Annotated in this window: 12 protein-coding genes; 8 read left to right on the top strand and 4 right to left on the bottom strand. The window is 67.4% G+C overall.

Features of this window, described 5'->3' with window-relative positions:
- Positions 1–37: 37 nt before the first annotated feature.
- From recR to PE061_RS15750, 5 genes are all read left to right on the top strand, one after another.
- A complete protein-coding gene (gene recR / locus PE061_RS15730; protein ID WP_271256180.1) occupies positions 38–634 on the top strand; it encodes a recombination mediator RecR in 597 nt (198 codons plus the stop codon).
- A 154-nt stretch (positions 635–788) separates the two neighbouring features.
- Entirely contained in the window at positions 789–1,406 is a 618-nt protein-coding gene (locus PE061_RS15735) for a CHRD domain-containing protein (RefSeq protein ID WP_271256181.1), read from the top strand.
- 49 nt (positions 1,407–1,455) lie between these two features.
- On the top strand, positions 1,456–2,001 hold the full coding sequence (gene def, locus PE061_RS15740) for a peptide deformylase (protein ID WP_271256182.1): 546 nt from the start codon (positions 1,456–1,458) through the stop codon (positions 1,999–2,001).
- Positions 2,001–2,402: a DUF983 domain-containing protein gene (locus PE061_RS15745; protein WP_271256183.1), complete on the top strand. Its 402-nt coding sequence runs from the start codon at positions 2,001–2,003 to the stop codon at positions 2,400–2,402. Before def ends, PE061_RS15745 begins: the two co-directional genes overlap by 1 nt.
- 215 nt (positions 2,403–2,617) lie before the next feature.
- Positions 2,618–3,712, top strand: a complete 1,095-nt coding sequence (locus tag PE061_RS15750) for a PepSY-associated TM helix domain-containing protein (protein WP_271256184.1) — start codon at positions 2,618–2,620, stop codon at positions 3,710–3,712.
- A gap of 35 nt (positions 3,713–3,747) precedes the next feature.
- Here the strand turns inward: PE061_RS15750 and PE061_RS15755 are convergent, their stop codons facing one another.
- The 4 genes from PE061_RS15755 to PE061_RS15770 all read right to left on the bottom strand — a co-directional run bounded on the left by PE061_RS15755 (position 3,748) and on the right by PE061_RS15770 (position 9,230).
- On the bottom strand, positions 3,748–5,670 hold the full coding sequence (locus tag PE061_RS15755) for a CocE/NonD family hydrolase (protein WP_271256185.1): 1,923 nt from the start codon (positions 5,668–5,670) through the stop codon (positions 3,748–3,750).
- A gap of 93 nt (positions 5,671–5,763) precedes the next feature.
- Positions 5,764–6,435, bottom strand: coding sequence for an SDR family NAD(P)-dependent oxidoreductase (locus tag PE061_RS15760; RefSeq protein WP_271256186.1), 672 nt, complete (start codon positions 6,433–6,435; stop codon positions 5,764–5,766).
- 1 nt (position 6,436) lies between these two features.
- Positions 6,437–7,900, bottom strand: coding sequence for an amidophosphoribosyltransferase (gene purF, locus PE061_RS15765; RefSeq protein ID WP_420794312.1), 1,464 nt, complete (start codon positions 7,898–7,900; stop codon positions 6,437–6,439).
- A gap of 106 nt (positions 7,901–8,006) precedes the next feature.
- Entirely contained in the window at positions 8,007–9,230 is a 1,224-nt protein-coding gene (locus PE061_RS15770; RefSeq protein ID WP_271256187.1) for a mechanosensitive ion channel family protein, read from the bottom strand.
- Positions 9,231–9,311: 81 nt separating this feature from the next.
- Between PE061_RS15770 and hisI the strand changes: the two genes are divergently transcribed.
- Genes hisI through PE061_RS15785 form a run of 3 tightly spaced genes read left to right on the top strand, consistent with a single transcriptional unit; the run spans position 9,312 to position 11,900 of the window.
- On the top strand, positions 9,312–9,620 hold the full coding sequence (gene hisI, locus PE061_RS15775) for a phosphoribosyl-AMP cyclohydrolase (RefSeq protein WP_271256188.1): 309 nt from the start codon (positions 9,312–9,314) through the stop codon (positions 9,618–9,620).
- 31 nt (positions 9,621–9,651) lie between these two features.
- Positions 9,652–10,074, top strand: coding sequence for a MerR family transcriptional regulator (locus PE061_RS15780; RefSeq protein WP_271256189.1), 423 nt, complete (start codon positions 9,652–9,654; stop codon positions 10,072–10,074).
- Positions 10,075–10,097: 23 nt separating this feature from the next.
- Positions 10,098–11,900, top strand: coding sequence for an acyl-CoA dehydrogenase C-terminal domain-containing protein (locus tag PE061_RS15785; protein ID WP_271256190.1), 1,803 nt, complete (start codon positions 10,098–10,100; stop codon positions 11,898–11,900).
- Positions 11,901–11,912: the final 12 nt, after the last annotated feature.

Here is an 11,912-nt window from a genome sequence, read left to right on the forward strand (position 1 = left end):
TGCAAGACGCCCGCGCGCGCCGATACATGGGCATCCTATGTCGTCCCCCGAAATCGACGCGCTGACGCAGGCGCTCTCGCGGCTCCCCGGCCTCGGCCCGCGCTCGGCCCGCCGCGCCGTGCTGCACCTGCTGAAACGCCGCGAGATCGCGCTGAAACCGCTGATCGCCGCGCTCGAAGCCGTGGAGGCGAACCTCGCCACGTGCGATGTCTGCGGCAACGTCGACACGGCGAACCCCTGCGGCGTCTGCACCGACCCGCGCCGCGACACGAAGCTGCTCTGCGTGGTGGAGGAGGTGGCGGACCTGTGGGCGATGGACCGCGCGCGCCTGTTCCCGGGCCGCTTCCACGTGCTCGGCGGGCGGCTTTCGGCGCTGGAAGGCGTGGGGCCGGACGACCTCGGCATCACGCAGCTGATGGCGCGCGTGACGGCGGGCGGCATCGAGGAGGTCGTGCTCGCCATGAACGCCACGATGGAAGGTGCGACGACGATGCACTACCTCGCCGAGCGGCTGGCGGGCACCGGCGTTTCGGTGACGCAGCTCGCGCACGGCGTGCCCGTGGGCGGCGAGCTCGACTATCTCGACGAAGGCACGATCGCACAGGCGCTCCGCGCACGGCGGCCCGTGGGCTGACGGCTTTGCGGCGCATTTCTGTCGGGCTGCTTTACACGCGCCGCGACGCCTTCCCCGCAAGTGCCTGAAACCATTCGGGGCCCGTGAAGGCACGAATCTTGCGTAAGGAATGCCAATGGCGAGGGGCCGGTTCCTTTGACGAGGAGGGAGCGCCATGTACAGATTTCTGCTTGCCGCAACCGTTTTCACGTTCGGCACGGTGGCGCCCGCCGCTGCGGCCATCATCGTTTACGAAACCAGCCTGAGCGGCGGGGCGGAGGAACCGTCCACCCCCTCCGCGGGAACGGGCACCGCCACGCTGACGTTCGATAGCGATCTCAATACCATGACGCTGGAGGTGGCGTTTTCCGGCCTGACCGGCACGGTGACCGCCGCGCATATCCACTGCTGCACGGCGGCCCCGGTTGCGGGCAACGTCGGCGTCGCGACGGCCGTGCCGACGTTTCCGGGCTTTCCCGCGGGCGTGACCTCGGGAAGCTATGCGATGACGTTCGACCTTACGCTGCCGTCGTCTTTCAACCCCGCGTTCGTCACGGCGAACGGCGGCACGCCTGCGGGCGCCGAGGCGGCGCTGCTCGCCGGCGTGGCGGAGGGACGCGCCTATCTCAACATCCACACGGCGGCATTTCCCGCCGGCGAGATCCGGGGCTTCCTCGTGCCCGCGCGCGCCATACCGGAACCCGCGGCGATCGGGCTGTTCGCGCTCGGCATCGGGGCGCTGGCGCTCGCACGTCGCGGCAGGAAACGGCGGGGTCATGGCCCGCGCGCCTGAGACATTCGCGCACCTTGACCGAAGGCGCCCGCATACCTAGCTATCCGGCATGGCCATTCTACCCATTCTCGAGGCGCCGGACCCCCGGCTGCGGCAGGTTTCCGAACCCGTGGCGCGCGTGGACGACGACCTGCGCCGCTTCATGGACGACATGCTGGAGACGATGTACGACGCGCCCGGCATCGGCCTTGCCGCCATCCAGGTGGGCGTGCCGAAGCGCGTGCTGGTGATCGATCTCCAGGAGGTGCCGGAAGGCGCGGAGGACAAGCCCGAAAACCGGGTGAAGACGCCGCTCTACTTCGTGAACCCCGAGATCCTGTGGCATTCGGAGGAAACCTCCACCTACAACGAGGGCTGCCTTTCGGTGCCCGAGCAGTACGCGGACGTGGACCGCCCCGCGCGCATCCGCGCGAAGTGGCTGGATTACGACGGCAAGGCGCACGAGGAAGAACTGGACGGCCTGCTCGCCACCTGCCTGCAGCACGAGATGGACCACCTCGAAGGCATCCTCTTCGTGGACCATCTTTCGAAGCTGAAGCGCGACATGCTGCTGAAGAAGCTCGCGAAGCTCCGCAAGGGCGCGAAGGCCGCCTGATGCCCGTGGAAAACGCCGCTGCGGCGGACGAGGCGAACCGCTCGTTCCGCAGCTTCCTCCCGCGCGCGCTGGCGGGCAAGTGTCCGGCCTGCGGCGAGGCGAAACTGTTCCGCCGCTTCCTGAAGCCCGTGGACCACTGCCCGAAGTGCGGCGAGGCGTGGCACCACCACCAGGCCGACGACTTCCCGCCCTATATCGTCATCCTGCTGCTCGGCCACATCCTCGTGCCGACGATGTACGAGGTGAACGCGGCGTTCGACATCCCCTACGAATACCAGATCCCGATCTGGCTTACCCTCACCGCCGCCCTCGCGCTCGCCCTGCTGCAACCCGTGAAGGGCGCGGTGATCGGGTATCAATGGGCGAAGCGGCTGCACGGATTCGGGGACCGGGCGGAGTAGGCGCGCAGGTCCTGCGCGTATCTTACCCGATTTGCCGACGGATGACCCGAATCGTCCGATTGTGACGCCATGCCGACAATTCCATCATGGTCTTCCGCGGGTTGGGAGGCCCGGATGCTTTTCGGGTGCTTGCCTGCGTCGGCGTTGTTTGCTGCCCCGACGCAGAGGAACAGCGCAAAAACAAGAGCCGGGTCGTTCAAGGGAAGGGGTAAGCGATGGCGGATTCGATCGGACTGGACCAGCAGGCACCGACGGGGCGCATTGCCGCCACGGTTTTCCGGTGGCTGGGCGCGGCGGTGGCGCTCATCTGGCTGCTGCTGGCCGTGACCGGAATATTGCTGACCTACCATTTCGAGATAAACGACAGGCTCCTTTCATCGGCCGAAACGCCGAAGGACTTCGCGGCCATCGAGCAGCGCATGAACGCTCTTGAAGCGGACGGCGGCGCGGCGAAGGTCAACTGGATCTGGACGACCGCGGGGCTGAAGGACCGCTTCTTCATCAACTACACGGCCGCGGACGGAAGCAGCCGCAACGTGCGCATCGCCGGCGACGGCAGCGTGCTTCTGGATACCGGCGGAAATCAGCGCACCGCACTCGAATGGGTGCGGGAAATTCACCTGTCGCTTGCGTCGGGCGCGGTCGGGGAATGGATTCTCGCGATCAGCGGCATCGTGCTTCTGGGCGCCCTGATCCGGGGACTCTACAGGATGTGGCCGCGCGGGGAGAGATGGGGCGACGTGTTCAGCCCCCGCCGCGGCGCGCCCGGAGAGCGGCTGGAACGCTGGTATCGCGCCATCGGGCTCGTGGGCGCCGTGCCCGCCTTCGTCGTCGTCGGCGCGGCCGTGGTGATCTTCTTCGAGCACAGCATCGAAGGGCCGATAGGCGCGCCTCCGATCAACCTTCCCGCGGTTGCGCCCGAAGGCGAGGGGGCAGGCTTCGCCGCAGCCGCCAGAGCGGCGGAAGCAGCGATACCGGGCAGCCGGTTCGTGGGCACGACCATGCCGACCCGGGAAGACGCCACCTACCGCGCGTGGGTGAACGAGCCCGGCGAGTATTTTCGCGAGAACGGATACGGCGGCAGCCTCGTGATGATAAACGCGAACGACGCCAGCGTGCGCGGCGTCTGGCCTCTGAAGACGGCCAGCGCCGCCTACAAGTTCATGGCGCTTCCATACCCCGTGCACACGGGGGAGATCATCGGGCCGGTGGGCCGCGTGCTGGTGATGCTGACCGGTTTCTGGCTGCTGACCATGACCGTCATCGGGCTGATCCTGTGGAACCGCCGCCGCAAGGCGGCAGCGGTTTAGGGCTGAATGTCGATCCGCCCTAGCGCCGGCGGCTTCTACTCCACCACCGGCAGCTCGATCCGGCTCGGGTACTGCGACGACGTGTATATCCGCTGCGTCGCCTTCCTGTAGTCCTCCTTCTTCGCGAAGAAGATGTTGGGGACGAAGGTCTGCGGGTTGCGGTCGTAGAGGGGGAACCAGCTCGACTGGATCTGCACCATGATGCGGTGGCCCTTCAGGAAGCGGTGGCTCACGTCCGGCAGCCTGATCTCGTAGGGGACGACCTTGTTCGCCGGGATCGCGGTGGGCTTCGACGGGTCGTCGCGGTAGCGGCCGCGCAATATGTCCATCGAGATCGCCAGTTCGTAGCCGCCCATTTCCGGCGCCGCCGGGTATTCCGCCGGGTAGACGTCGATCAGCTTCACCACCCAGTCGCTGTCCGTACCGCTCGTGGAGGCGAAGACCTTCGCAATCGGCTGGCCGGCGAGGCGCACGTCCTCGGTCAGCACCTCGCTGACGAAGGTGACGACGTCGGGCCGCGCCTCGGCGAAGCGCTGGTCGTCCACCAGCCACCGGCCCCATGTCGTGTTGGGGTTGTAGGTCGAAAGGATCGGACGCTCGCGGTACGTCACCGGGCGCGCCGGATCGGAGACATATTCGGCGAACGCGGCGCGTGCCGCGGGGGCGCTCCAGCCGAGCCCGCCGTCCGGTTGCAGATAGATCGGCTTCGACTGCGAGGGGCAGTCGCTCGCGCAGGAGATCGGCCAGCGGTCGTAGCGGTGCCAGACGTTGGCGCCGGTCTCGAACGCCGTTACCGGCGCGAGGTCCGCCTTCGGGGCGCCATCCTTGAGGTGCGCGTCGAAGAAGGGGATCAGCACCTCGCTGCGATACCAGGCCGAGGTGTTGCTGCCGAAATCAATGGCGCCGAGCTTCGCGCCGTTCTGCACGTTGCTCTGGCCGTGCTGCCACGGGCCGATGATCATGTAGTTGCGGCTGTTGCCCGCGTCCTTCGGCTCCATCGCCTTGTAGACGGCGGGGGCGCCGTAGATGTCTTCCTGGTCCCAGAGGCTGTGGACGTGGAGCGTCGGCACCTTCAGCGGCTCCTTCGCCAGAATCCGGTCGAGCGCCTGCTGCTGCCAGTATTCGTCGTAGGCCGGATGCGCGGCGGCCTTCCTGAAGACCGGGAAGTCCGCGATGCCGAGCACTTTCGCCATGTCGCTCGCCGACCCCGCGCCCAGCCAGCTTTCATAGGTGTCGTAGTGATCGAACTGGAGCGCGTGCTTCGAGGACTTGTCGGCGGTCATCCGGTAGACCCAGTCGAGGAAGCTCTGCCGGTAGGCGCCGTTGTGGAACCAGTCGTCGCCGACCCAACCGTCGACGAGCGGGTTGATCGGAACCGCGGCGCCGAGCGCGGGGTGCGGGTTCACGAGGCTCATCAGCGTCGTGAAGCCGCCGTAGCTGACGCCGATGGTGCCGACCTTGCCGTTCGTCTCCGGCACGTTCTTCACCAGCCAGTCGATGCTGTCCCACGTGTCGGTCGAATGGTCGACGTCGGTGGGGTTGAGCGGACCGGCGAGGGGCCGGGTGACGATGTAGTCGCCTTCCGACCGGTAGCGGCCGCGCACGTCCTGCACGGCGATGATGTAGCCCGCGGCGGCAAGCTCCGCATAGGTGACGGGAAGCGCCAGCGCATAGCGGTTGGACGCGAGGCCGGTGATCGCCTTGTCCGCCGAATAGGGCGTGCGCGAGAAGATGATCGGCGCGTTTCTCGCGCCCTTGGGGATGACGAGGTTGACGTGCAGCTTCACGCCGTCGCGCATCGGGATCTGCACCTCGCGGATCGTGAAGTCCTTGAGGGCGTCGGACGGCTTGAAGTCGGCGGGGATGTCGCTGGCGGGGAGGGGCTCGGCGGCGGACGGCAGTGCCGCGACAGCGAGCGCGGACGCGAGGAGAGCGGCGAGGCAGCGGCGAACGGGCATGTGGTTTCCCCCGGCTATGGTCTTGCCGCAACCATAAAGCCGATTCCCGAACGGGCAAGTTATTCTCTGTTTGGAAAATATGAGCCTGTCGGGTCAGGCCCTGATCAGCCCGGCAATCTCCGCGGCGGCGGCCTCCGGGGTCTTCAGCGCGGCGGGGTCCTCGCCCGGGTAGGCCTTGGCGCGCATCGCGGTGGCGGTGGCGCCGGGGTTGTAGACGTGCGTCCTCACCTTGCTGATCGCGGCGACCTCGAGGCCGTAGGTTTCGACGAGGTTGGCGAGCGCGGCCTTGCTGGCGGCGTAGGCGCCCCAGTAGGCGCGCGGCGCGGTCGCGACGCTGGAGGTGACGGCGACGACGCGCGCATCGGGGCTGGCCCTCAGCAGCAGGTCGAAGGCGCGGATCAGGCGGTAGTTCGCGGTGACGTTCGTTCTGAACAGCTTTTCGAAGTCCTTCGGCTCGACGTGGCTGACCGGCATGAGATCGCCGAGGATCGCGGCGTTCAGCACCAGCGCGTCGAGCTTGCCCCAGCGACCGCCGACCGCCTGCGCGAGCCTGTCCAAGGCATCGCCGTCGGTGATGTCGAAGGGCGCGATGGTGGCGCTGCCGCCCGCGTCGTGGATGGCGGATTCGGTGGCTTCGAGCCCGCCTTCGGTGCGCGCCGTCAGCAGCACGTGATAACCGGCGGCGGCAAGCGCCTTCGCCGTTGCGGCGCCGATGCCGCGGCTGGCGCCCGTGACGAGCGCGACCGGCTTTTCGATGTCGCTCATGTCAGCCTGCGCGCTCCGCCAGCAGGACGAGTTGATCGGAGGCGGCGCTCTCTTCGTAGTCGGTGAGGCGCGTCGGGTACTCGCCAGTGAAGCAGGCGTCGCAATATTGCGGCGTCTCGTCCACGCGCATGTCCTCGCCGAGCGCCTTGTAGAGGCCGTCGATGGAGAGGAAGGCGAGGCTGTCCACCTTGATGAAGTCGCGCATCCGCTGCACGTCCATCTGCGCGGCGAGCAGCTTCGCGCGCTCCGGCGTGTCGACGCCGTAGAAGCAGCTGTGCCGCGTCGGCGGCGAGGCGATGCGCATGTGGACCTCGGTGGCGCCCGCCTCGCGCATCATCTGCACGATCTTCACCGACGTGGTGCCGCGCACGATGGAATCGTCGATGAGCACGATGCGCTTGCCCTGGATGACCGGGCGGTTGGCGTTGTGCTTCAGCTTCACGCCGAGATTGCGGATGGCGTCGCCCGGCTGGATGAAGGTGCGGCCCACGTAGTGCGAGCGGATGATGCCGAGCTCGAACGGCAGGCCGGACTGCTGCGCGTAGCCGATGGCGGCGGGGTTGCCGCTGTCCGGCACCGGGATCACCACGTCGGCGTCGACCGGGCTTTCGATGGCGAGCTGCGCGCCGATGTTCTTGCGGACCTGATAGACCGAAAGGCCGTCGAGCAGCGAATCGGGGCGCGAGAAGTAGACGTGCTCGAAGATGCAGGGGCGGGGGCGCATCGTCTGGAAGGGGCGCAGCGAGCGCAGGCCCTTCTCGTTGATGACGACCATCTCGCCGGGCTCGATCTGGCGCAGGTAGGTGGCGCCGACGACATCGAGCGCGACAGTTTCGGAGGCGAGGATGTAGGCGTCGTCGCGGCGGCCGAGCACGAGCGGGCGGATGCCGAGCGGATCGCGGCAGGCGATGAGGCCCTCGTCCGTCAGCATGACGAGGCTGTAGGCGCCCTCCACTTGCTTCAGCGCGTCGATGACGCGGTCGAGCAGGGGCCGGTAGGCGGAGGTGGCGACGAGGTGGATGATGACCTCGGTGTCGCTCGTCGACTGGAAGATCGAGCCGCGGCGGTTCAGCTCGCGGCGGACGTGCGCGGCGTTCGAGATGTTGCCGTTGTGCGCGACCGCGAAGCCGCCGGAGGACAGCTCGGCGAACAGCGGCTGCACGTTCCTGAGCGCCGAGGCGCCGGTGGTGGAGTAGCGGACGTGGCCGATGGCGGCCTCTCCGGGCAGCTCGCGGATCACCTCGTCGCGGTCGAAATTGCCGGCGACGTGGCCCATCGCGCGGTGGCTGTGGAAGGTCTTGCCGTCGTAGCTGGTGATGCCCGCCGCCTCCTGACCGCGGTGCTGGAGCGCGTGCAGGCCGAGCGCGGTGAGCGCGGCGGAACCCTCGGCGCCCCAGACGCCGAAAATACCGCATTCCTCCTTCAGCTTGTCGTCGTCGAAGGGGTGCGAAATCATATCAAACATCAGGCGCTCCGTGGCGGCGGGCGATTCGTCGGCTCATATAGGATGCCTTGCCCGGTTTGTCGCGGGGTTGTCACAAACGCATGGCTGCCCTGCCGTCCGCTGCATGTCAGGTTTCGCGCGCGAGCGCCCTCGCGAAGTCGTGCCCGGCAGGCTCCTGGAACAGGCGGAGGCCGAACTCCGGCAGGATCGCGAGCAGGTGATCGAAGACGTCGGCCTGAATCGACTCGTACTCGGTCCACGCGGTCGTGTTCGTGAAGCAGTAGACCTCGAGGGGCAGGCCCGTCGGCGTGGGGGCGAGCTGGCGCACCATCGTGGTCTGGGTGTCCGCGATGCGCGGATGCGCGCGGAGATACGCGTCCACGTAGTGACGGAAGGTGCCGAGGTTGGTGAGGCGGCGGGCGTTCACGGCTTCGGACGCGCCCTGTTCCCGGTTCCAGCTTTCGATTTCGGCCTGCTTGTCGGCCAGATAGGGCGCGATCAGCGCGAAGCGCTTCAGCCGCGCGGTTTGTTCCGCGTCCAGAAAGCCGACGCTGGTCTGGTCGATGAGCAACGCGCGCTTGATCCGGCGGGCGCCCGTTTCGAACATGCCGCGCCAGTTCTTGAAGGATTCCTTGATGAGCTTGCTCGTCGGGATGGTGGTGATGGTCTTGTCCCAGTTGCGGACCTTCACCGTGTGGAGCGCGATGTCGATGACGTCGCCGTCCGCGTTCTGGCCGGGCATCTCGATCCAGTCGCCGACGCGCAGCATGTCGTTGGAGGTGATCTGGATGGAGGCGACCAGCGACAGGATCGTGTCCTGGAACACCAGCATCAGCACGGCGGCGAGCGCGCCGAGGCCCGAAAGGAGGATGATGGGCGAACGGTCCATCAGTGCCGAGATCACGAGCACCGCGGCGGCGCAGTAGACGACGATCTTGCCGACCTGCACATAGCCCTTGATGGGATGCTGCGCGGCGTCCTCGCGGCGCTGGTAGACGTCGTTCAGAAGGCTGAGGCCGCTGCTGATCGCCATCGCGACGGTGACGATGGAGAAGGCGGCCGCGACGTTCCGCACGAGCGTGATCGCCGTATCGGAAAGGTGCGGGACGCCCGCGATGCCCATCTGCACGATGATTGCGGGAACGAGGTAGGACAGCCGCCACGCCATGCGCGAAAGCGTCCGTTTCTCCTCGCCGAAGCTGGTGAGCGCGAGCGCGCGGCTGAGACCCTTGAGAGCGATGACCTTGGAGAGCCAGTTGGCGGCCGCGGCGACCGTCGCGAGGATCGCGAGCGCGGTGAGGGTCTGGAGCCACGGCTGGTCGGCGAATGCGAAATCGAACCCGAAAATCATGTCCTCCTGTCGGCCGGGCCGTCCCTATTCCACAGCGCGGCGGCTATGGCCACCCGCGGCGTCCCGCGCTAAGCGGAGCGCATGGACCTGAAATTCGACGACAAGGGCCTCGTGACGGCCATCGTGACCGACAGCGGCACGGGCGAGCTGCTGATGGTCGCGCACATGAACGCCGAGGCCTACGCGAAGACGCTGGAGACGCGCGAGGCGCACTTCTGGTCGCGCTCGCGGCGGGAACTCTGGCACAAGGGCGCGACCAGCGGGAACACGATGAAGGTCGTGGAGGTCCACGTCGATTGCGACAAGGACGCCGTGTGGCTGAAGGTGGAGCCCGCCGGGCCTGCCTGCCACACCGGGGCGCGGAGCTGTTTCTTCACGCAGGTAGGTTGACGTTTACGTAAACGTCAACTAGAAAGGGCGTATGCCGCAGCGCCCGATGGAAGCCGTCCGCGAGGACGAAACCTTCACCATCACCGATCTCGCCGCCGAGTTCGGCGTGACGCCGCGCGCGATCCGTTTCTACGAGGACCAGGGGCTGATCGAGCCCGCGCGGCAGGGACAGAACCGCATCTATTCGCGCCGCGACCGCGCCCGGCTGGCGTGGATCCTGCGCGGCAAGAACGTCGGCTTCAGCCTCGCCGAGATCAAGGAAATCCTCGACCTCTACGACGCGGACGACGGCCGCGTCCGGCAGCGCGAGCGCACGCTGGAGCTTTGCCGCCGGCAGATCGGCCTGCTGACCAGCCAGCGTAACGATATCGATGCGACGATCGCCGAGCTTCAGGAGTTCGTGGCCGTCGTGGAGGGCCTGTTGCCGCCCTCGAACGCAGATAGCACCAGATAACGCCAGATCCGGGGAGTCCTGACATGCCCACCTACCGCGCGCCCGTTCGCGACACCAAGTTCATCCTCGACGAGGTCATCGGCCTCGACCGCTACTCGAACCTGCCGACCTTTTCCGAAGCGACCCCCGAGATGGTTTCGGCCATTCTGGAAGAAGGCGCGAAGTTCGTGGAAGGCGTCGTGCAGCCGATCAACTTCCCCGGCGACCGCGAGGGCTGCAAGCGGAACGACGACGGCTCGGTGACGACGCCGAAAGGCTACAGGGAAGCCTATCAGGCGTTCTGCGAGGGCGGCTGGGGCACGCTGCACATGAGCCCGGAATACGGCGGGCAGGGGCTGCCCTACACGATCAGCATAGCCTTCGAGGAGTATATGAGCTCGGCGGGCATGGCCTTCGCCATGTATCCGGGGCTCACCGCCGGCGCGATCGCCTCCATCGAGGTGAAGGGCTCCGAGGAGCAGAAGCGGAAATACCTGCCCAACATGGTCTCCGGCAAATGGACCGGCACCATGAACCTCACCGAACCGCACTGCGGCACCGACCTCGGCCTCATCCGCACCAAGGCAGTGGACGCGGGCGACGGCAGCTACCGGATCACCGGCACGAAGATCTTCATCTCGGCGGGCGAGCACGACCTTTCGGAGAACATCATCCACCTCGTGCTGGCGAAGCGGGAGGGCGCGCCGGACAACGTGAAGGGCATCTCGCTGTTCATCGTGCCGAAGTTCCTCGTGAACGACGACGGCGGCCTCGGCGTGCGCAACGGCGTTTCCTGCGGCGCCATCGAGCACAAGATGGGCATCCACGGCAACGCGACCTGCGTGCTCAACTACGACGAGGCGACGGGCTATCTGGTCGGCGAGCCGGAGCGCGGCCTTGAGGCCATGTTCATCATGATGAACGTCGCGCGCCTCGGTGTCGGCGTGCAGGGGTTGGCGCAGGGCGAGGTCGCCTACCAGAACGCCGTCAATTACGCGATCGAGCGGCGGCAGGGCCGGGCGCTGACCGGCGCGGCCGAGCCGGACGAGAAGGCGGACCCGATCATCGTCCACCCCGACGTGCGTCGGCTGCTGATGGACGGCAAGGCCTTCACCGAGGGCGCCCGCGCGCTGATGCTGTGGGGCGCGTTGCAGGTCGATCTCGCGAAGAAGGCGCAGACCGAGGAGGAGCGCACCAACGCCGACGAGCTCATCAGTCTCCTCACCCCCGTCATCAAGGGCTACATGACCGACAAGGGCTTCGAGACGGCGGTGAACGCGCAGCAGGTCTACGGCGGGCACGGCTATGTCGGCGAGTGGGGCATGGAGCAGTTCGTCCGCGACGCCCGCATCGCGCAGATCTACGAGGGCACCAACGGCGTGCAGGCGATGGACCTCGTCGGCCGCAAGCTCGGGCGTCATGGCGGCAAGGGGCTGATGCTGCTCGCTTCGGCGGTCGCCGAGGACGTGAACGCCGCGAAGGCCGACGAGACGCTGAAGCCGATGGCCGAGGCGCTGGAGAAGGCGGGCGGCGAGCTTCAGGCAGCGACCATGTGGCTGATGCAGAACGGCACGGCGAACCCCAACAACGCGGGCGCCGCGGCGACGCCCTTCCTGCACCTGATGGGCATTGTCGTCACCGGCTGGATGTGGCTGAAGATGGCGCGCGCGGCGCAGGCCGCGCTCGCGGCGGGCGCGGCAGACTCATCATTCTACGAGGCGAAGCTGGCGACGGCGCGCTACTATACTGCCCGCTACCTGCCGGACGCGGGCGCGCTGCGCCGCAAGCTGGAAACCGGCGCCGAGACACTGATGGCACTTCCGGCGGACGCATTCGCGCGCGCCTGACACGCAAGGAGC

It is taken from the genome of Sphingosinicella microcystinivorans, from assembly GCF_027941835.1.
Classification (GTDB): Bacteria; Pseudomonadota; Alphaproteobacteria; order Sphingomonadales; family Sphingomonadaceae; genus Sphingosinicella.